At 59.1% G+C, this 20,550-nt stretch carries 21 protein-coding genes and 4 tRNA genes; 9 read left to right on the top strand and 16 right to left on the bottom strand.

Annotation, left to right across the window (positions count from 1 at the left end; translation table 11 throughout):
• Positions 1–88: 88 nt before the first annotated feature.
• The 10 genes from nusG to ilvD all read right to left on the bottom strand — a co-directional run bounded on the left by nusG (position 89) and on the right by ilvD (position 5,692).
• On the bottom strand, positions 89–622 hold the full coding sequence (nusG, locus tag GBK02_RS03750) for a transcription termination/antitermination protein NusG (RefSeq protein WP_203468427.1): 534 nt from the start codon (positions 620–622) through the stop codon (positions 89–91).
• Positions 619–972 (bottom strand): preprotein translocase subunit SecE, encoded by a 354-nt coding sequence (gene secE, locus GBK02_RS03745; RefSeq protein ID WP_203468426.1) that lies wholly within the window; start codon positions 970–972, stop codon positions 619–621. The genes nusG and secE overlap by 4 nt, the downstream gene beginning before the upstream one ends.
• Positions 973–996: 24 nt before the next feature.
• Positions 997–1,072, bottom strand: a tRNA-Trp gene (locus GBK02_RS03740).
• Between the two features lie 62 nt (positions 1,073–1,134).
• Positions 1,135–2,325, bottom strand: coding sequence for an elongation factor Tu (tuf, locus tag GBK02_RS03735; protein WP_203468425.1), 1,191 nt, complete (start codon positions 2,323–2,325; stop codon positions 1,135–1,137).
• Positions 2,326–2,378: 53 nt separating this feature from the next.
• Positions 2,379–2,453 (bottom strand) — tRNA-Thr (locus GBK02_RS03730).
• Positions 2,454–2,483: 30 nt separating this feature from the next.
• Positions 2,484–2,557 (bottom strand) — tRNA-Gly (locus tag GBK02_RS03725).
• A gap of 41 nt (positions 2,558–2,598) precedes the next feature.
• Positions 2,599–2,683, bottom strand: a tRNA-Tyr gene (locus GBK02_RS03720).
• Between the two features lie 99 nt (positions 2,684–2,782).
• Positions 2,783–3,091, bottom strand: coding sequence for a c-type cytochrome (locus GBK02_RS03715; RefSeq protein WP_203468424.1), 309 nt, complete (start codon positions 3,089–3,091; stop codon positions 2,783–2,785).
• A gap of 124 nt (positions 3,092–3,215) precedes the next feature.
• Positions 3,216–3,839, bottom strand: a complete 624-nt coding sequence (locus tag GBK02_RS03710; protein ID WP_203468423.1) for a LysE family transporter — start codon at positions 3,837–3,839, stop codon at positions 3,216–3,218.
• Positions 3,836–5,692, bottom strand: a complete 1,857-nt coding sequence (gene ilvD, locus GBK02_RS03705; protein WP_203468422.1) for a dihydroxy-acid dehydratase — start codon at positions 5,690–5,692, stop codon at positions 3,836–3,838. The genes GBK02_RS03710 and ilvD overlap by 4 nt, the downstream gene beginning before the upstream one ends.
• 87 nt (positions 5,693–5,779) lie before the next feature.
• Here ilvD and lgt point away from each other — a divergent pair, with 87 nt between their 5' ends.
• The 3 genes from lgt (at position 5,780) to GBK02_RS03690 (ending at position 7,874) form a co-directional block, all read left to right on the top strand.
• Positions 5,780–6,568 carry a prolipoprotein diacylglyceryl transferase gene (gene lgt / locus GBK02_RS03700; RefSeq protein ID WP_203468421.1) on the top strand — a complete coding sequence of 263 codons (789 nt, stop codon included), beginning with the start codon at positions 5,780–5,782 and terminating at the stop codon, positions 6,566–6,568.
• A gap of 74 nt (positions 6,569–6,642) precedes the next feature.
• The gene (locus GBK02_RS03695) at positions 6,643–7,119 is read left to right on the top strand and encodes a VOC family protein (protein WP_203468420.1); all 477 of its coding nucleotides are present in this window, start codon (positions 6,643–6,645) and stop codon (positions 7,117–7,119) included.
• Positions 7,120–7,127: 8 nt separating this feature from the next.
• Entirely contained in the window at positions 7,128–7,874 is a 747-nt protein-coding gene (locus GBK02_RS03690; RefSeq protein ID WP_203468419.1) for a hypothetical protein, read from the top strand.
• A gap of 23 nt (positions 7,875–7,897) precedes the next feature.
• Here GBK02_RS03690 and GBK02_RS03685 read toward each other — a convergent pair whose 3' ends face one another.
• Genes GBK02_RS03685 through htpX form a run of 5 tightly spaced genes read right to left on the bottom strand, consistent with a single transcriptional unit; the run spans position 7,898 to position 14,653 of the window.
• Positions 7,898–8,239 (bottom strand): P-II family nitrogen regulator, encoded by a 342-nt coding sequence (locus tag GBK02_RS03685; protein ID WP_203468418.1) that lies wholly within the window; start codon positions 8,237–8,239, stop codon positions 7,898–7,900.
• On the bottom strand, positions 8,236–11,346 hold the full coding sequence (locus tag GBK02_RS03680) for an efflux RND transporter permease subunit (RefSeq protein ID WP_203468417.1): 3,111 nt from the start codon (positions 11,344–11,346) through the stop codon (positions 8,236–8,238). The genes GBK02_RS03685 and GBK02_RS03680 overlap by 4 nt, the downstream gene beginning before the upstream one ends.
• Positions 11,343–12,482, bottom strand: a complete 1,140-nt coding sequence (locus tag GBK02_RS03675; RefSeq protein WP_203468416.1) for an efflux RND transporter periplasmic adaptor subunit — start codon at positions 12,480–12,482, stop codon at positions 11,343–11,345. The genes GBK02_RS03680 and GBK02_RS03675 overlap by 4 nt, the downstream gene beginning before the upstream one ends.
• The gene (locus tag GBK02_RS03670; protein ID WP_203468415.1) at positions 12,479–13,717 is read right to left on the bottom strand and encodes a TolC family protein; all 1,239 of its coding nucleotides are present in this window, start codon (positions 13,715–13,717) and stop codon (positions 12,479–12,481) included. Before GBK02_RS03670 ends, GBK02_RS03675 begins: the two co-directional genes overlap by 4 nt.
• Before the next feature lie 60 nt (positions 13,718–13,777).
• Positions 13,778–14,653: a protease HtpX gene (htpX, locus tag GBK02_RS03665; RefSeq protein WP_203468414.1), complete on the bottom strand. Its 876-nt coding sequence runs from the start codon at positions 14,651–14,653 to the stop codon at positions 13,778–13,780.
• Positions 14,654–14,756: 103 nt separating this feature from the next.
• On the opposite strand from htpX, the gene GBK02_RS03660 reads away from it, so the two are divergent.
• From GBK02_RS03660 to lipA, 6 genes are read left to right on the top strand one after another with little or no spacing between them, the layout of a single operon-like run.
• Positions 14,757–15,665, top strand: a complete 909-nt coding sequence (locus tag GBK02_RS03660; RefSeq protein WP_203468413.1) for a LysR family transcriptional regulator — start codon at positions 14,757–14,759, stop codon at positions 15,663–15,665.
• A 39-nt stretch (positions 15,666–15,704) separates the two neighbouring features.
• Positions 15,705–16,844, top strand: coding sequence for a D-alanyl-D-alanine carboxypeptidase family protein (locus GBK02_RS03655; RefSeq protein ID WP_203468412.1), 1,140 nt, complete (start codon positions 15,705–15,707; stop codon positions 16,842–16,844).
• A gap of 4 nt (positions 16,845–16,848) precedes the next feature.
• Positions 16,849–17,724, top strand: coding sequence for a D-amino acid aminotransferase (locus GBK02_RS03650; protein ID WP_203468411.1), 876 nt, complete (start codon positions 16,849–16,851; stop codon positions 17,722–17,724).
• A gap of 1 nt (position 17,725) precedes the next feature.
• Complete coding sequence (locus tag GBK02_RS03645) at positions 17,726–17,995, top strand: YbeD family protein (RefSeq protein ID WP_203468410.1); 270 nt, start codon at positions 17,726–17,728, stop codon at positions 17,993–17,995.
• 2 nt (positions 17,996–17,997) lie between these two features.
• Entirely contained in the window at positions 17,998–18,609 is a 612-nt protein-coding gene (gene lipB, locus GBK02_RS03640) for a lipoyl(octanoyl) transferase LipB (protein WP_239003246.1), read from the top strand.
• Positions 18,602–19,576 carry a lipoyl synthase gene (lipA, locus tag GBK02_RS03635; RefSeq protein ID WP_203468408.1) on the top strand — a complete coding sequence of 325 codons (975 nt, stop codon included), beginning with the start codon at positions 18,602–18,604 and terminating at the stop codon, positions 19,574–19,576. Before lipB ends, lipA begins: the two co-directional genes overlap by 8 nt.
• Positions 19,577–19,609: 33 nt before the next feature.
• Here lipA and GBK02_RS03630 read toward each other — a convergent pair whose 3' ends face one another.
• A complete protein-coding gene (locus GBK02_RS03630; RefSeq protein ID WP_203468407.1) occupies positions 19,610–20,533 on the bottom strand; it encodes a diguanylate cyclase domain-containing protein in 924 nt (307 codons plus the stop codon).
• Between the last annotated feature and the right edge of the window lie 17 nt (positions 20,534–20,550).

Below are 20,550 nucleotides of genomic sequence, written 5' to 3'. Positions count from 1 at the left end.
TATTAACGCGCCTTCGGAGGCCTAAGCGCCCTACCAACACTCCTCTTGCCGAAAAAATGGGTTTTCGGCTAACCCTTGAAACTCAAGCTCAGGCTTTTTCGACCTGGGCAAACTCCAGCTCAACCGGCGTTGCACGACCGAAGATGGTCACAGAAACGCGCAGGCGATTTTTTTCATAATTGACGTCTTCGACAGCACCATGAAAGTCGGTAAACGGACCTTCCTTGACACGAACCACCTCGCCAACTTCAAACAGCACTTTCGGACGCGGCTTTTCAACGCCCTCTTGCATTTGCTGCATGATTTTTTCGACTTCCTTTTCAGAAATCGGCGTCGGACGATTTGCCGTACCACCAACAAATCCCGTCACTTTCGGCGTGTTCTTGACAAGGTGCCAAGAGTCATCATCCATTTCCATTTCGCACAGGACATAGCCCGGGAAAAACTTGCGCTCGGAAATAGCCTTCTGACCACCCTTCATTTCAACCACTTCTTCGACCGGCACCAGAATGCGACCGAATTTTTCTTCCATCCCCAAACGCGTAATACGCTCCATGATGGCGCGCATTACACTTTTCTCGAAGCCGGAATAGGCATGTACGACGTACCAGCGTTTGCTCATGATTTCTTCCAGCCCAGCACGATATCGTAGAGAAGCCACTCAAGGCTCTTATCGGTCAAATAAAGGAAAATCGCCATAACCACAACAAACGCAAAAACAGCAGCGGTGGTTTGAACGGTTTCCTTGCGGGTCGGCCAAACAACTTTCTTGGCCTCAATCACCGCCTCATTTGCAAACGCAAAAAAGCGCTGACCCGGCTCAGTTTTCCAAGCCACAGTCACCGCAAGCGCAAACCCGACGAGAACCGCCAGGACACGCAAAATCATTGCCTGCTCGGATAGCAGGTAAAAACCAGCCACACCAGACACCAGAATCAGCAGTGCCAGCGTGAACTTGACCTTGTCAGCCATGACGTTCGCGATCTTTAAAGAGAGTGGCAGGGGCGGAGGGAATCGAACCCCCGACCTTCGGTTTTGGAAACCGGCGCTCTACCAATTGAGCTACACCCCTGCGGCAGAAACATCAAGGCGCCTCGGTTGCCCGCGGCGCCCCAACTACAAAACTACTTTCGATTACTCGATGATTTTGGCAACGACACCGGCGCCGACGGTACGACCGCCTTCACGGATGGCGAAGCGCAGACCTTCTTCCATGGCGATCGGTGCGATCAGCTTGATGGTCATGGCGATGTTGTCGCCCGGCATAACCATTTCAACGCCTTCCGGCAGATCGATTGCACCGGTCACGTCGGTCGTGCGGAAATAGAACTGCGGACGATAGCCGTTGAAGAACGGGGTGTGACGACCACCTTCATCCTTGGACAGGATGTACACTTCAGAGGAGAAGTGGGTGTGCGGCTTCACAGAACCCGGCTTACACAGAACCTGACCGCGCTCGACGTCTTCACGCTTCGTGCCGCGCAGCAGTGCGCCAACGTTGTCGCCAGCCTGACCTTGATCCAGCAGCTTACGGAACATTTCAACACCGGTACAGGTGGTCTTGACGGTCGGACGGATACCAACGATTTCGATTTCTTCGCCAACCTTGACCAGACCACGTTCGATACGACCAGTCACCACAGTACCGCGACCAGAGATCGAGAACACGTCTTCAACCGGCATCAGGAACGGCTGATCAACAGCGCGCTCAGGCGTCGGAATGTAGGAGTCCAGCGCATCTGCCAGGCGGAAGATGGACGGTTCGCCGATTTCCGACTGATCGCCTTCAAGGGCCTTCAGTGCGGAACCGTGAACGATCGGGGTGTCGTCGCCCGGGAAGTCGTACTTGGAGAGCAGCTCGCGCAGCTCCATTTCGACCAGCTCAAGCAGCTCGGCGTCGTCAACCATGTCGCACTTGTTCATGTACACCAGAACGTACGGCACACCAACCTGACGGGCCAGCAGGATGTGTTCGCGGGTCTGCGGCATCGGGCCGTCAGCAGCGGAACAAACCAGGATTGCGCCGTCCATCTGGGCAGCACCGGTAATCATGTTCTTGACGTAGTCGGCGTGACCCGGGCAATCAACGTGGGCGTAGTGACGATTGGCGGTTTCGTATTCGACGTGCGCGGTATTGATCGTGATACCACGAGCCTTTTCCTCCGGCGCCGCGTCAATCTGGTCATACGCCTTGGCAGCGCCACCAAACTTGGCTGCCAGCACAGTCGTGATGGCAGCAGTCAGCGTGGTCTTGCCATGGTCAACGTGACCGATGGTGCCGACGTTTACGTGCGGCTTGGTACGGTTGAATTTTTCCTTAGCCATTCCAGTTCCTCAATAATCAAATAAGCAAAAAAGCCAGAATCCAAGCTAATCGGTGGTGCCCATGGGCAGGATCGAACTGCCGACCTCTCCCTTACCAAGGGAGTGCTCTACCACTGAGCCACATGGGCCTACCTTAAAACTTCAGCCGTACCGCGTCGTGGAGCGGGTGAAGGGAATCGAACCCTCGTCTTAAGCTTGGAAGGCTTCAGCTCTACCATTGAGCTACACCCGCTTAACCCTTGCCCGCAGCACAGGCCGCTACAGCATTAAATCTGGTGGAGGGGGAAGGATTCGAACCTTCGAAGGCAGAGCCGACAGATTTACAGTCTGTTCCCGTTGACCGCTTGGGTACCCCTCCGGGAGAACGCAGGATTATCCACACTCCAAAGCAGACTGTCAACACCCTGACAAAGAAAAAGCCGACCAAAGTCGGCTTTTCTGTGCGGCAGCCAGCGAATTACTTCTGGGCCAGAATCCAGGCAACCAGTTTCTTGGCTTCGTCATCGGTGACATTGTTCGGCGGCATCGGGATTTCGCCCCAAGCGCCCTTGCCACCAGCCTTGACCTTTGCGGCAAGCATGGCCGGAGCCTTGGCATCGCCCTTGTACTTTGCAGCTACATCCTTATAAGCCGGGCCAACTACTTTTTTGTCGATGGTATGGCAGGCCATGCAATTCTTGGCCTTGGCAAGGGCTTCATCAGCCTGGGCCTGGCCGGCCATCACAATACCTGCAGCAGCCATCATGGCAACATAAACAGCTTTCATTATCTCGCTCCATTACGGGTTAGTGGACACATCAACGACAGATGATAAGACCGTTTTTCGTCGCACGCAAACGGCGGCCACGGGAAAAGCAAACGCACCGGCACTCCTTGCTGCAAGCGCCAAGTCATCTTGTCACACGGGAAGCAAAAGCCAGCAAGCCTCCCGCACAAACAAATAACGCGCCAAACAGTCGATTTTGATGCCGAAGCGCCCCGGGATCCTGCATCCAGCCACCCAGCCTGGCCGCCGCGATGGCATAAGCTGACATCACAAGAACATCTGTCAGGCACAGGGTCGCTGCAATCGTCAGATACTGGGGCAACTGCGCACTCGCCGGATCAATAAACTGGGGAACCAGTGCTCCGACAAAAATAACCGCTTTCGGGTTGGTCAAATTGACCAGCAACCCCTGCAGGAAGAGCCTGTCACCCCGAACATACTGCGCCATTTGGCCGACCGGCGCCGGTGGTGCGCGCCATTTCTGCACACCTAGCCAAACGAGATAGCCCGCCCCGACACTTTTGACCAGCCCGAACGCCAGTTCCGAACCTGCCAGCAGGGCACCAACACCAACAGCAATGACGGCAATATGCGTCAGGATCGCTACCTGCAAACCCAGAATCACAAGCAGCGCCCGCCGATACCCCAAAAGCATTCCCGTACTCATGCTGATCACAGCACCGGGGCCGGGCGTGACGGCGATCAGTATCGCCGCCAGCAAAAAACCGATCCAGACAGCGAAAGTCACTTCCGGCGCTGAATCTGTGTTACGTCACGCACCGCCCCCTTGTCGGCCGAGGTTGCCATCAGCGCATACGCCTGCAATGCAGCCGATACAACGCGCTGGCGGTCAGCCGGCTTCCAGGCAGCTTCGCCCCTGGCTTCCATTGCAGCACGACGCTCAGCCAACTCGCCATCGGAAACGAGCAACTGAATACGCCGATTCGGAATATCGATCTCGATGCGATCACCTTCCTCAACCAGGCCAATCGCACCACCATCCGCCGCTTCCGGCGAGGCATGGCCAATCGACAGACCTGACGTACCGCCAGAGAAACGACCATCAGTGAGCAATGCGCATTCCTTGCCCAACCCCATCGACTTCAGATAGGAGGTCGGGTAAAGCATTTCCTGCATACCCGGACCACCCTTGGGGCCTTCGTAGCGAATCACCACGACATCGCCGGCCACCACTTTGCCGGCCAGAATGTTGTCGACCGCGGCATCCTGGCTTTCAAAAACCCGTGCCCGACCATTGAATTTCCAGATCGATTCATCGACCCCTGCTGTTTTGACGATGCAGCCGTCCACTGCAATATTGCCGTAGAGCACCGCCAGGCCGCCATCTTGCGAATAGGCATTGGCCTTGTTGCGAATACAGCCCTTGGTCCGGTCCAGATCCAGCTCGTTGAAACGTCGATCCTGCGAAAAAGCCGTCTGGGTAGGAACGCCACCAGGCGCAGCCTTGAAAAACTCATGCACCTTGACATCGTGTTCGCGCACTACATCCCAGCGATCAATCGCCTCACCCAGCGTACGCGCATGGACATTCGGCACATCGCGATGAATCAGACCGGCACGGTCGAGCTCACCGAGAATCCCCATGATGCCACCGGCCCGATGCACATCTTCGATATGGTATTTATCCGTCATCGGCGCGACCTTGCACAAACAAGGCACGGAGCGGGAAATGCGATCAATGTCGGCCATCGTGAAATCGACGCCCGCTTCCTGTGCTGCGGCCAGGATATGTAACACGGTGTTGGTCGACCCGCCCATCGCCACATCAAGGGTCATGGCATTCTCAAAGGCGGCCTTCGGAGCGATCGAACGCGGCAGGACCGAAGCATCGTCCTGTTCGTAGTAGCGCTTGCACAACTCGACGATCTGACGACCGGCACGCAGGAACAGTTGTTTGCGATCGGCATGGGTAGCGACCACCGTGCCGTTGCCCGGCAGGCTGAAGCCCAGTGCCTCGGTCAGGCAATTCATCGAATTGGCAGTAAACATGCCGGAGCACGAACCGCAAGTCGGGCAAGCAGAGCGCTCGATCTCATCCAGATCGGCCTGGGACACGGAGCTGTCGGCAGCCTTGACCATGGCATCAACCAGATCAAGGTGAACCACCTGACCCTGCAGCTTGGTCTTGCCGGCTTCCATCGGGCCGCCGGACACGAAAATCACCGGAATATTGAGGCGCATGGCAGCCATCAGCATGCCCGGGGTAATCTTGTCGCAGTTGGAAATGCAAACCATCGCGTCGGCACAGTGGGCGTTAACCATGTACTCGACCGAGTCGGCGATCAAATCGCGGCTCGGCAGCGAGTAAAGCATGCCGCTGTGGCCCATGGCGATACCGTCGTCGATCGCAATGGTATTGAATTCCTTGGCCACGCCGCCCGCTGCTTCGATTTCGCGAGCCACCAGCTGCCCCATATCCTTCAGATGGACGTGACCCGGAACGAACTGGGTAAAGCTGTTGACCACGGCAATGATCGGCTTGCCGAAGTCACCGTCTTTCATGCCGGTTGCGCGCCACAGCGAGCGGGCACCAGCCATGTTGCGGCCGTGGGTGGAAGTGCGGGAACGATACTGGGGCATGAATCTCTCCGTCTAAAACTGTGCGCTGACTCGATGTCATGGCGCGCGAACTATAATCAGCTAATTCTAGCCCACTCTGCGCCTTCGATGCTTCTCCATCCCCAGTTCGACCCCGTCGCTTTTTCACTTGGGCCGCTCTCGGTACGCTGGTACGGTTTGATGTACCTCGTCGCCTTCGTTCAATTTATTTTGCTCGGTCGCTACCGAATCGGCACCCGTCGCTCGATTCTCACGGTCGACCAGCTCGACGACCTGCTTTTCTACGGCATGCTCGGCGTCATTCTGGGCGGCAGGCTCGGACAAGTCCTGTTTTACGAGCCGGGTTACTATTTTTCACACCCGCTTGAAATCATCGCCGTCTGGAAAGGTGGCATGAGTTTTCATGGTGGCTTCCTCGGCGTCGTCATCGCCCTGGGCTTATGGGCCCGCAAAAACTCGCTGGCCTGGCTGGCCGTGACCGACTTTGTCGCGCCCCTCGTCCCGCTCGGCCTCGCTGCGGGGCGCGTCGGCAATTTCATCAACGGCGAGCTTTGGGGCCGGGTGGCCGACCAAAGTCTGCCGTGGGCCATGGCCTTTCCACAATCCGGCGACTTGCAGCCCCGCCATCCCTCGCAGCTCTATCACGTGGGCCTGGAAGGCCTGGCACTCTTCATCATCCTGTGGGTCTTTGCCCGGCACGAACGGCCACGCGGCGCCCTGACCGGTGCAGGCCTGGCCGGCTACGGCTTTTTCCGTTTTATTACCGAATATTTCCGCGAACCGGATGCCGGCATCTTTGGCCAGTCCTACACCATCAGCATGGGCCAGTGGTTGTCGTTGCCGATGCTGGCCGTCGGCCTGCTCCTGCTTTGGAGCGCCTACCGCCGACGCACCTGAGGGGTGCGCAAGCATCCTGCGAAGGCTTTATAATTATGAATTACCTCGCTTAATCAATGACAGGAATCACGCTCATGCAACGTCCCTTCAAGGTTCTCGGTATTCAGCAAATCGCCATCGGCGGCCCATCCAAGGAAAAGCTGCGCACCCTGTGGGTCGAGAAATTCGGCCTCGAAATCACCAGCACCTTCGTCTCCGAACGCGAAAATGTGGACGAAGACATCTGCGCCATGGGCACCGGCCCGTTCAAGGTCGAAGTCGACCTGATGCAGCCGCTCGACCCGGAAAAGAAACCTGCTGTACACACCACGCCGCTCAACCACGTCGGCCTGTGGATCGACGACCTGCCCAAGGCGGTCGAATGGCTTTCAGCCAACGGCGTACGTTTTGCCCCGGGCGGCATCCGCAAGGGCGCCGCCGGTTTTGACATCACTTTCCTGCACCCGAAGGGCAATGAAGAATTTCCGATCGGTGGCGAGGGCGTGCTGATCGAACTGGTGCAAGCCCCGCCGGAAGTCGTTTCGGCTTTTGCAAAACTGGCTGCCCAGTAAGGTAGACCGTGGCGGACAACCCGGACGACAGTCTCGAGGAAACACGGGCAGCGCTTGCCCCGACACTGGATGCAACTGCTGCCATCCTGCCCTTGCTTGTCCGCCCGAAACCGCCACGCTTCGACCCCGGCCTGAACGAACGCTGGCAAGCCGCCTGCAAACGGCTGAGCAGCGCCTGGTCCGAGCGCCACACGGGCGACATGGATGCCATCCGCTCAGCCATCTTCTCACTGCTCGCAATTGCGCTCGAAAGCAAAGACACCAACGTTCTACGCCTGAGCGAAGCTCTGGCCAGCGCCTGCGACCGCCTTGAAGACCCAACGCCGCCCTTGCGCACGATTGCTGCCTTGAGCGCCTGCATCGAGTGCCTGGGGGACTACGGCGGACTGGAGCACGATGCCTTCATGGAGCGTGCCGCTCATTTCGCCGGACGCCTCGAGGCCAGTGCCGCAGCGGCGGTGTACACCCGCTCGGCCATCCTTGACCGGCTTTTTGTCAGCGAAGCCCGCGACAAGATCGAGCGCCTGCATGATGCGCTCTCAGCTTTACCGCCCGACGCCTACGCCCTGAAGACAGAAACCGAAGATCTGATCCAGCAGGCGGAGCATCTCGAACTATGGGGCATCGTGCAAATGGGCCACCAACTGCTGCGCCTGGTTACCGAACATAACGACCTGGACAATGATCAGACGCGTGCAGCAATCCTCGATCTGCTGCACGCACTCGACACGGCGATTGATGCGGTCGACGTCTGAAAACAGCGATATTCGATGCTGGATCAGGCGTCCGTCCCGGGCGTCGTCTTAAAAACAAACGCCGCCCGTTCGACATCGCAGACCCAGACCAGGCCATCGCCGTAATGCCCGGTTCTGGCCACTTCGGTAATGCAGTTGAACAAGCTTTCGGCAACCTCGTCGGGGGCCACGATTTCGACCCTGACCTTCGATGTGTAATCGGTCAGCTCATCCCGGATCTTGACCCGGGCCGAGACATGGCGGACCGGTGCGCTGCACCCTTCCACCTTGGTCACCGTCATGCCGGGAAAGCCGGGCATGGCCATCAGCGCATCGCGCAAAGCCGCCAGTTTATTGGGGCGAATCACCGCCTTGATCTCTTTCATGCTTCGATTTTCTCCTCGTCAAACCAGCGGTAAATGGTTGGCAGGACCAGCAAGGTCAGCAACGTACAGGTAATCAGGCCACCAATCACGACAATGGCCAGCGGCCGCTGAACTTCCGAGCCCGGCCCGCTCGAGAACAGGAAGGGAATCAGGCCGAGCATGGCGACGGTCGCCGTCATCATGACCGGACGGAAACGCAAGGTCGCCCCTTCGATCACGGCTTCCTGCACCGTTCGCCCGTCTTCCCGCAAACCGCGGATGTACGAAACCAGGACGACGCCGTTCAGCACGGCAATGCCCCACAGCGCAATAAAACCGACCGATGCCGGCACCGACAGGTACTCACCGGAAAGGAACAGGCCGATGATCCCGCCGATTGACGCAAAGGGCAGCACGGTGATGATCAGCGTGGCAAAGCGCAGCGAATTGAACAGCAGGAACAGCAGGAAGAAGATGGCAGCGATGGTGATCGGAATAATCACCGTCAAATGGCCGAGCGCCCGCTCCATGTTCTGGAACTGCCCACCCCATTCAAGGTAATAACCTTCCGGCAACTTGATCTGGGCCTCGACCTTCTGCTGCAACTCGGCCACAAAACTGCCCAGGTCGCGATCCTTGACGTTCACACCGATCACGATGCGACGCTTGCCCAACTCACGCGAGATCTGCGCCGGACCATCCTGGACCCGAATCCGGGCAACATCTGTGAGGCGCACCTGCGCGCCGTTCGGCGAGGTAATCAGAACATTCGAGATCGCTTCGACATTGTTGCGGAAACGCTCAGGCAAACGAACCACGCCGGGAAAACGTCGTTCTCCTTCAAAAATCTCGGTCACCACCTTGCCGCCGATGGCTGTTTCCAGCACATCGTTCACATCGGACACATTCAAGCCAAGCCGGGCAATCGCCTGGCGATCGATATCAACCGACAAATATTGCTGGCCGCTGACCCGCTCGATACGCAAATCCTGAGCGCCCTGCAAGGTCTGGGCAACCTTGCCGATCTGTCCGGCGACTTTCTTGAGTTGATCCAGGTCATCGCCAAAAACCTTGACGGCAATATCCGAACGTACCCCGGTGACCATTTCATCGACCCGGTCCGAAATCGGCTGGGCCATGACCACCTGCACACCGGGCAACACCTTCAGCTTTTCACGCATCGCATCCTGGATATCGTCCTGCGACCAGCCAGACGGCCACTCGCTGCGCGGCTTCAAACTGACAATCGGCGTCGACTCATTCGGCCCCTGCGGATCAGCCGGCGATTCGCCGCGCCCGACACCCGACACGGCCGATTTGACGCCAGGCACTTGCATGACCAGACGCATCGCCTCCATTTCCATCTTGATCGACTCTTCAAGCGAAATATTGGGAACGCGATTGATCCCCGGCACAACCGAACCTTCCTTCATTTCCGGAATAAATGCCGTACCGAGAAAAGGCAGGGTCGCCACCGTCAGGCCGAAGGCAACAACGGCCGCCGCAACGGTCTTGCGCTCATTGGCCAGCGTCCAGTGCAGCATTTTCAGATAGCGCTGCTTCATCGCGGCAATCAGACGAGTGTCATGGTCGCCATCATGGGCTGGCGGCTTGAGCAAGTAGGTCGACATGACCGGCGTCAACGTCAGCGACAGAACCAGCGAAATAGCCAGCGCAATCGCGATCGTATAAGCCAGCGGGGCAAACATCTTGCCTTCCATGCCCTGCAAGGTCATCAGCGGCAGGAACACCAGGATGATGATGCCAACGCCGAAAATAACCGGCGTCGCCACCTCGACCACAGCATGCAGAATGATGCGCAACTGGCTTTCTCCTGTCTTGGCCTTGCGGCCAAGTTGGAGGAAGGCGTTTTCGACAACGACCACGGAACCGTCCACCATCAAGCCGATGGCGATAGCCAAACCCCCGAGCGACATCAGGTTGGCCGAAATACCCAGCTTGTTCATCGCCACGAAGGTAAGCAACGGCGTCAGCACCAGTGTCGCGACAACAATCAGCGAAGAGCGCACATCGCCGAGAAACAGGAAAAGCACGACGACAACCAGCAACACGCCTTCGAGCAGCACCTTTGTCACGGTCCACAGTGCGGCATCGACCAATTCCGAACGATCATAGTAATCGACGATCTTCAGGCCATCCGGCAACATGCCCTTGGCGTTGATTTCAGCCACTCGCTCCTTGATCTTGCCGACGACCGCCTTGGCGTTTCCGCCGGAGAGCATCATCACTACGCCACCGACAGCCTCCGTCGTGCCGTTCTTGATCACCGCCCCCTGCCGTACCTCGTGCCCGATCTGAACTTCAGCCACATCACGCACGTAGACCGGGACACCGTCCTTCTCGCGCAAGACGATGACGCGCAAGTCTTCCAGATCCTTGACCAGACCGACACCGCGAATCAGATACTGCTCGGCATACTGCGGCAGCACGCCGCCGCCGGCATTGGCATTGTTGCGCCCGACCGCCTGATAAACATCGGCAATGCTCAAGCCGAAATGACGCAGCCGGTCAGGATTGACCAACACTTGATACTGTTTGGCAAAACCGCCCTGCGAATTGATCTCGGCAACCCCGGGAATCGAGCGCAACAGCGGACGTACGACCCAATCCTGAGCCGTCCGGCGCTGCATCAACTCTTCCTCGGTCAACGCCCGGTCACCATCATCGGGGCGCTCAAGCGTGTATTGGTAGACCTCGCCCAAGCCCGTCGATACCGGGCCCAACACCGGTGAAATACCGGGCGGCAAGCGCGTACCGACTTCAAGCAAGCGCTCCATGACCAGCTGGCGGGCAAAATACAAATCGGTCTTGTCAGTAAAAACCAGGGTAATCAGCGACAAACCCGGCTTGTTCAGCGAACGCATTTCCTCCAGGCCGGGCAAGCCCGTCATCGCCACTTCCAGCGGCACCGTGGCAAAACGTTCGACTTCCTCCGGCGAACGGCCCGGCGCTTCGGTAGCGATCTGAACCTGGATATTGGTCACATCCGGAAAAGCATCGACCGACAACTTGCGTGCCGCATCAAGGCCGAAAAACAGCATGACAGCCGCAATGACTGCCACAACCAGGCGCTGAGCCAGCGCTCCACGAACCAGGGATTCGATCACGAGCCCTCCATTTCCTTGCGATTACGCTCGTTGTTGAGGTGGAAGGCGCCATCGACGACGACTTTCTCCTCCCCCTTCAGGCCGGACGAAACAACTCGCTGGCCACCCTGTTCCGGGCCCAGTTTGACCTTGAGCAAGCGGAATGCGGCGTTGCCCTCGGCGACAAAGACATGATCCTCATCGTTTTCGCGCACAACGGCGCTGGCCGGCACAACAAGACGCTCAACCGACTTGGCTTCGATCAGCATGGTTGCCAGCATCGCCGGCTTCAAACGCCCATCCCGGTTATCCAGTTCGGTGCGAACCAGCACGGTGCGCGTTTCCGGGTTGATCGTCTGACCGACATAAATCAGCTTGCCAACCAGTTTTTCATTACCTAGCGCCGGCACTTCAATACTCACCGACTGACCTTCCCTGACCTGGCTGACCTGCTGTTCGGGCACCTGGGCCACTGCCCACAAGCGCGACAGATCGGCGACGACAAACAGGGCATCGGCCGGTTGCACCACCTGCCCCTGTGCCAGCTTGCGTTCAACCACCACGCCATTGAGCGTCGCCACGACAGGCGTCAGCGAGTTGACCGCGCCCTGCTTGCCAAGCCGGTCGATGGCTGCAGCCGTCACACCCAGCAACTGCAACTGGTCGGATGCCGCGCGCGTTTCGGCGACGGAAATCTGATATTCGCTTTCACGACGCTGCAACTCGGCCGCACCAATCACGTCGGCTTCGTAAAGCGCCTTGGCCCGCTCGGCATTGCGCCGATTCAGTTCCAGTTGCGCCCGCGCCCGGAGATAGGCCAGTTGCTGCGTGGACAATTCGCTGCTATTCAGGCGAGCCAGCACATCGCCCTTGCGGACAGTCTGCCCCAGCATTGCATCGATATCCGTCACCCGACCGGTGATGGTCGCACCAATACGCGCCAGACGCTGCTCATCAAAATCGATCCGCCCGGCCACACGCAGGGTTTCCGCCACAGGCTGCCGTTTCACCGGCTCAATCTTGAGCTGGGCCAGCAGTTCGCTGGCTGGAGAGACCAGCGCCGGATCGGCCGATGACTGAACAACCGCCTTGTCGCTTTCTTTATTGCAGCCGGCGAGCAATGCCGCGGTCAACAACAGACACAATACTTTTTTCATTCCTTGTTCCCTCCGGGAGCAGCCCGCAGTCGTTCAATATCCACCCAGGCCGCCGCCAGTTCATAGCGGGCCGCAATCAGTTCAGCCCGTGCCGCCCGAAAAACGCGCTGAGCATCGAGGACCTCAAGGAAGCCACGTTCTCCGAAGCGATAAGCCGCCTCGGCCACTTTCAAAGCCGCCTCGGACTGGCGGACGATGCCTGATTCAAGCGCCGTCACCTGCGTCAGCGCAATTTCATACTGCTGATAAGCAATCTCCAGCCCCTGCGACAGGGAAAACTGTTGCGCCTCAAGCTCGTTTTTTGCCCGTGCAAGCTGAGCTGCCGCTTCGCCAACCGGCCCGGAACGACGATCCCAAAGGGGAATCGACACGACCAGCCCCAACTTGGAAACACGTGTATCCGGGTCTTCATCCATGCCGGCCTTCAGGGCCAGGCCAGGCCAGCGCTGGGCACGCTCAAGCGCCAGTTGCCGTTCGGCTCGCACCACTTCAGCGCGTGAGCGCGCCAAATCGGGGCTGCCGCCATCCATTTGCTGACGCACGCTATCGAGCGGAATCAAGGCCGGTACGTCGCGCAAACGACTGGTCAGCTTGAATTCAGCCGGCAATGCCGCACCGACCACCTGCCGGAGCAGGGTTCGCGCCTGCTCAACCCGAAAACCGGCAGCCTGCGCTGTTTTCTGGGCATTCAGTGTCTCGGCTTCCGACTTGATCAATTCGAAACGGGCCGCTTCACCGGTCTGGACACGCAGGGCAATGCGCGAGCGCACACCTTCCATCAGCGCCGCATCTTCACGCGCATTCTTCAGTTCAGCCTCGCGCCTCAGCACATCGAAATAGCGCAGGCGCAGGCGGGCCAGCAAATCAGCCTCGAACATCCGCGATCCGGCAACCGCCGCATCCAGCCCGGCCTCCGCCGCACCGATCCGGGCCGAACGGCGCCACGGCAGATCGATCGGCTGAGTCAGCGCCACACTGCGCGCATCGCCGGGATTCCCGGCGGGACCGCGCGCCCGAGCCGTTCCGCTCAGATATTCAAGCTCAGGATTCGGGAAGGCAGCCGCACCGTCCACCGCGTAACGAGCGGCATTGACCTGCTCACGGGCCGCCTGAACAGAGCGACTCGATGACATGGCCAGGCTTTCCAGCGTCGGCAAGTCGAACTCGGGCTGGGCGAAGGCCAAAGTGGCACTCAAACCCAGGCCGAGAAAGGCAATTTTATGTAGTCGTATCATGGATATGATTCAGCAAAGGCCATGCCACGGAAATTTTGGACAATTCCCGTGGCACCGCGGTCAACGTCCGGCCAGGGCCGCAATTCGTTCTTCAAGCGGCGGATGTGATGAGAACAGGGCCATCCAGCCTTGTCCGCCGGCAATCCCGGAGGCTGCCATGGCTTGCGGCAGCGGTTCGGTATGCAGGCTTCCCAGGCGACGTAAGGCGTTCTGCATCGGCAGAGGCGAACGCATCAACTGGGCGGCACCGGCATCGGCCTTGAATTCACGCTGACGCGAGAACCACGCAACGATAATGCTGGCCAGCACGCCAAAGGCAATTTCACAAACGATGCTGGTAGCCATGTAGGCCATGCCCGGACCGCTCGATTCTTCATCGCCTTTTTTCAGGAAACTATCAACGGCATAGGCGATGACGCGCGACAGGAAGACGACGAAGGTATTGACCACACCCTGGATCAGCGTCAGCGTCACCATATCGCCATTGGCAATGTGGGCCACTTCATGCGCCAGCACGGCCTCGACCTCTTCACGCGTCATGCTCTGCAACAGACCGGTCGATACGGCCACCAGCGAACTGTTCTTGCTGGCCCCCGTGGCAAAAGCGTTCGGCTCGCCATCGTAGATCGCCACTTCCGGCATCGGCAGCGCAGCGCGTTCGGCCAGACGGGCCACCGTATCAACCAGCCAGACCTCGGTGGATGAACTCGGCGCCTCGATAACGCGGGCACCTGTACTCCATTTGGCCATTGGCTTGGACATGAGCAGCGAAATGAAGGCGCCACCGAAACCGATTACGCCGGCAAAGGCCAGCAACATGCCGAGATTCAGACCGTTGGCGGTGAGGAATTTATTGACCCCGAGCAGGCTGGTCACCAGCCCAAGCACAAACATGACCGCCAGGTTGGTCGCAAGGAAAAGCAGCACGCGTTTCATGATTAACTCCATGAGTTGAAAACGGCGCGAGTATATGGCCTTGTACAAATCAGAAAAACAGGAGCAAAATTGACCAATACTTCGGTTTTTTCTGAAAGATGACATGAGCACGCTGAATTACAAGCACCTTCATTATTTCTGGGTTGTTGCGCAGGAAGGCAGCATCACGCGAGCGGCCGAGCGGCTTGATGTCGCCGTCCAGACGATCAGCGGGCAACTTTCGCTGCTTGAACGACAACTCGGCAAGGCGTTGTTCAACAGCCAGGGACGCGGCCTGGTCCTGAGCGACGCAGGACGGCTGGCGCTCGGCTATGCCGACCAGATTTTCCAGCTCGGCGACGCCCTGGTCGACGCACTGGAAAGCAGCGACAGCGAATCAACCTTGCGTCTGCGGGCCGGCATTACCGACGGCATTCCGAAACTGCTGGCCTATCGTTTGTTGTCATCGGTCACCAGCATGCCAGCCGAAGTCCGGCTGATCTGCGAAGAAGGCGAATTCGAGCCATTGCTGGCCGATCTCGCACTGCATCGTCTCGATATCGTCCTGACCGACCGAGCCGCCCCCGTCGGCGGCAACCTCAAGGTTTTCAGCACTCGCCTGGGCGATTTCGAGACCGGGCTGTTCGGCAATTCCGCCTTGGTCGAGCGCTACAAGCAGGATTTTCCACACAGCCTGAACGGCGCACCGATGCTGCTGCCCACCCGGCACAATGCCCTGCGCGGACGCATCGATCGCTGGCTGGAACAAGGCAATATCCGGCCCAAAATCGTTGCCGAATTTGAAGACAGCGCACTGCTCACGACCTTTGGTCGCGGCGGCCTGGGCTTGTTTCCTGCCCCGCTGGCGCTAGCCGAACAGGTTGCCAGCCAGCTCGATGCCATACCGCTCGGTGCCATGCCCGGTGTCAGCGAACAAATCTACGCTATTTCGAATGAGCGCCGGATTCGTCACCCGGCCATCGAAGTCCTGTGCAATGCATCGCCGCAAGGCGCCGCAGAGCCAAGGGTATAATCCCGCCTCCCCAACGCCCATAAAAAAAGTATCCATTCCATGTTGCCGTTTCGCTATTTGCTTCTTTCCCTGCTGAGCCTGTTGATCGCCACCCAGGCCCTGGCCCAGCAACTTCCCGTCCCGCCAGCCCTGGCGGCGAAATCCTGGCTGCTGCTCGAAATGGGCTCCGGCCAAGTGTTGACCGCGGAAAAGCCGGACGATCGCCTCGAACCCGCCTCGCTGACCAAGCTGATGACGGCTTACCTGACTTTCAAGGCGATTCGCCAGAAAACCATCGGCTTGAACCAGCCTTTGCCGGTTTCGCAAAAAGCCTGGAAAACCGGTGGTTCGAAAATGTTCATCAAGGTCGACACGCAAGTGCCGGTTGAAGACCTGATCAAGGGCATGATTGTGCAATCCGGCAACGACGCCTGCGTTACGCTGGCCGAAGGCATCGCCGGCAGCGAGGAAAGCTTCGCCCAGTTGATGAACCGCGAAGCCCAGCGTCTCGGCATGAAATCGTCGAGCTTCCGCAACTCGACCGGCCTGCCGGACCCGGAACATTTCACCACGGCGCGCGATCTGTCGATTCTCGCTTCGGCCCTGATCCGCGACTTCCCCGAGGAATACAAGAAGTATTACTCGATGAAGGAGTTCCGCTACAACAACATCACCCAGCCGAATCGCAACCGCCTGCTGTTCATCGATGCCACGGTCGACGGCGTCAAGACCGGCCATACCGATGCCGCCGGTTACTGCCTGATTTCCTCGGCCCTGCGCGACAAGCGCCGCCTGCTTTCCGTGGTCCTCGGCACCGCCTCCGACTCGGCACGTGCCACCGAATCGCTCAAGCTGCTCAACTGGGGTTTCCTCTCTTACGACGCCGTGCCTCTGTTCAGCGCCAACCAGGCGGTCTCCACCTTGCGCGTCTGGAAGGGCAGCCAGAATCAGGTCAAGGCCGGCTTTACCGCCGATCTGAGCATTGCCGTGCCGCGCGGTTACAGCGACAAGGTGATGACCCAGTTCTTCCCGCAGGGACGCCTGATTGCACCGATCCAGGCCGGCCAGCACCTGGGTATGCTGAAAGTCACGGTCGACGGCAAACTTTATGGCGAATATCCCGTCGCCGCTCTTGAAACTGTCGAAATCGCCGGCATCTTTGGTCGTGCCATCGACACCGTCAAACTCTGGTTCAACTAAGCCCATGTCCCCCTACGTCGCCGATCCCGTTTACCTGAACGGCCAGTTCCTGCCTCTTGCCGAGGCCGGCATCTCGCCGCTCGACCGCGGGTTTCTCTACGGCGACGGGGTTTATGAACTGATCCCGGTCTATTCGCGACGCGCTTTCCGCATCGACGAACACCTGAACCGACTGGCCGCCACGCTGGCAGGCATCAAGCTGGCCAATCCGCTCGACCAGGCCGGCTGGAAAGCTGTCGTCGAAAAATTGATCGCCGATGCGCCGTGGGACGACCAGTCGATTTACCTGCAGGTGACGCGTGGCGCCGACAACAAGCGCGACCACGCCTTTCCGACAACGCCCGTACCGGCGACGGCCTTTGCCTTCGCCGGGCCGCTGGTCACTACGCCGCCCGATGTCCGGGCGCGTGGCGTCAGTGCGATCAGCGTCGCCGACCAGCGCTGGGCGCGCTGCGACCTCAAGGTGATTTCCCTGCTGGCCAACGTGCTGGCTCGCCAGCAGGCGGTCGAGGATGGTTGCGCCGAAGCGCTGTTGATCCGTGACGGCTGGCTCAAGGAAGGGGCCGCCTCGAATATTTTCGTCGTCAAGAACGGCGTGCTGCTGGCGCCGCCCAAGACGCAGCTGATGCTGCCCGGCATCACTTACGACATCATTCTCGAATTGGCCGAATCCCGCGGTCTACCGCTCGAAATCCGCGAAATTCACGAAACTGAACTTCGCAGCGCCGACGAGGTCTGGATGACCTCATCGACCAAGGAAGTCCTGGCGATCACGCAGATTGACGGCCAGCCTGTCGGCAATGGGCAACCCGGCCCGGTCGGCGAACAGATGTGGCAGTGGTACCAGGACTTCAAGCAATCCGTTATGCGCAAAGGCTGACATGGCTTCATACAAGGACACCCTCCTCGAATTTCCCTGCGATTTCCCGCTCAAGATCATGGGCAAGGCGGAAGAAACGCTGACTCAGGTCGTCGTTGAAATCGTCACCCGTCACGCGCCGGATTTCGACAGTGCAACCATGGAAATGCGCGCCAGTTCGGGCGGCAACTACCTGAGCCTGACGTGCACCGTGATCGCCACCTCGAAGCCGCAGCTCGATGCGCTCTATACCGACCTGAGTGGTCACCCGCTGATCAAAGTCGTGCTGTGAACCTGCACGTCAAACGTCTCGGCCGGGTCGAATACGAACCGACCTGGCAGGCCATGCAGGACTTCACTGCCGGCCGAACCCCGGATACGGCCGATGAAATCTGGATCGTCGAGCACCCGCCGGTGTTCACGCTCGGCCAGGCTGGCAAACCGGAACACCTGCTCAACGATGTCGGCATCCCTGTCGTCAAGATCGATCGCGGCGGCCAGGTCACCTACCACGGCCCCGGCCAGGTCGTGATCTACCTGCTGCTCGACCTGCATCGCCTGAAGATCAAGGTACGCGAACTGGTCACCACGATCGAGCAAGCCGTGATCGATGCACTGGCCGACTACGGCGTCAATGCCGAGCGGCACAGCGGCGCACCCGGTGTTTATGTCGGCGATGCCAAGATCGCCGCACTCGGCCTCAAGATCAAGAACGGCTGCAGCTACCACGGGCTGTCGCTCAATGTCGATATGGATCTTTCCCCCTTTGCCGCGATCAATCCCTGCGGCTATGCTGGCCTGAAAGTGATCCAGACCAAGGATCTGAACATTCCGCTCACCGCCCACGAGGCCGGCGAGCATCTCTGCAAACACTTGCTGCAGCAACTGGACAAACAACATGGCTGACAACGCGAACACCGCTGGCGCAAAGCAAAAAGGCGTCAAACAAAAGGGCGAACTGAAAACGGCGCGCATTCCAATCAAGATCGTGCCGGTCGACACCCCGCTCAAGAAACCGGACTGGATTCGCGTCAAGGCCGGCAACAGTGCCGGCCGCTTCGGCGAAATCAAGTCGATGCTGCGTGAAAAGAAGCTGCACACCGTCTGTGAAGAAGCGACCTGCCCGAACATCGGCGAATGCTTCGGTCGCGGCACGGCCACCTTCATGATCCTCGGCGACATCTGCACCCGCCGCTGCCCATTCTGCGACGTCGGCCACGGCCAGCCGCTGCCGCCCAATCCGGATGAGCCGCGCGAACTGGCCGACTCCGTGGCGGCCCTCAAGCTGCGTTATGTCGTGATTACCAGCGTTGACCGCGACGATCTACGCGACGGCGGTGCCCAGCATTTTGTCGATGTGATTGGCGCCGTTCGCGCATCGTCACCGACGACGACCATCGAGACACTGGTTCCCGACTTCCGCGGCCGCATGGATGTGGCGCTTGACGTGCTCGGACAAGCCCTGCCGGACGTCCTCAACCACAATATGGAAACCGTGCCGCGTCTCTACAAGCAGGCCCGCCCGGGTGCCGACTACGCGCATTCGCTTGAATTCCTCAAGCAATTCAAGCTGCGTTATCCGAAGGTTTCAAGCAAGTCCGGCCTGATGGTCGGCCTGGGCGAAACCGATGAGGAAATCCTCGAAGTGATGCGCGACCTGCGCGCCCACGGCGTCGAGATGCTGACCATCGGCCAGTATCTGGCACCGAGCGGCCACCATCTGCCGGTCTCGCGCTACGTTCATCCGGACACTTTCAAGATGTACGAGGAAGAAGCCAAGAAAATGGGCTTCAGCGGCGCGGCCTGTGCGCCGATGGTACGTTCCAGCTACTGGGCCGACCAGCAGGCCCACGCTGCCGGCGTCGAATCCTGAGTCGACTCAACCGCCTTTGACTGGCCGGACGGCTCAGTCAAAGGCCAGTTGATTGCGACCGGCTTCCTTGGCCCGATAGAGGGCAACGTCGGCCTGGCGGAACAGGGAAACGATCTTGCCGCTTGCCGATTTTTGCCAGGCTCCACCGACCGAAATCGTCACCACACCCCAGTCGGCATTCCGCTCATGCGGAATCTGCCGATGGCGAACAGCCTCGACCAGAACCTGAGCTATCGTCTGGCAGCTTGCCGCGTCGATGCCCGGCAGGACCAGCGCAAATTCCTCCCCGCCGTAACGGGCAAGAATGGCATCCGGACCGAGTTCATCACAGACCTCGCTCAGCGCCGCCGCGACCGAACGCAGGCAATCGTCGCCAGACTGATGGCCATAGTGATCGTTGTATTTTTTGAAATTATCGACATCGAGCATCAGCAATCCGAAGGCATGCCCCGAACGAATCGCCTCTTCCCAGGCAACGTCAGTCCGCAAATCCATGTGCCGCCGATTGAACAAGCCCGTCAAGCCATCACGGTTGGCCATTTCTTCAAGCTTGCGATTGGCCAGGGCAAGGCGCGCCCGCAATAGCGCAATCCGGCTGAGTGCCTTCATTTTGGCTTGCAGCACCGTTTCCGGAACGGTTTTGGCCAGAAAATCATCGCCCCCGGCCTCGATGGCGGTAACGATGTTTTCTGGCGTATCAGACGCCGTCAGGAAGATGATCGGCGTCCAGGCCCATTGCTGGGTGCTTTCAAATGCGCGGATACGGTTCGTCGCTTCAAACCCGTTCATCACCGGCATTTCGATATCCATCAGGACCAGATCAGGCGGTGCAGCCTGATACATCTCAACGGCAACCTGACCATTTTCGGCCAGCTGGACATCGTAACCAAACGCACTTAGCCGTGCTGCCATCAAGGCAGCCACGGCCTTGGCATCCTCCACCAGCAATATCTTCATCGAACCCCGCCCTCAAG

The organism is Dechloromonas sp. TW-R-39-2, from assembly GCF_016864195.1.
Classification (GTDB): domain Bacteria; phylum Pseudomonadota; class Gammaproteobacteria; order Burkholderiales; family Rhodocyclaceae; genus Azonexus.
The sequence above is the reverse complement of the archived record's forward strand: the minus strand, read 5'-3'. Positions and strand labels throughout refer to the sequence as shown.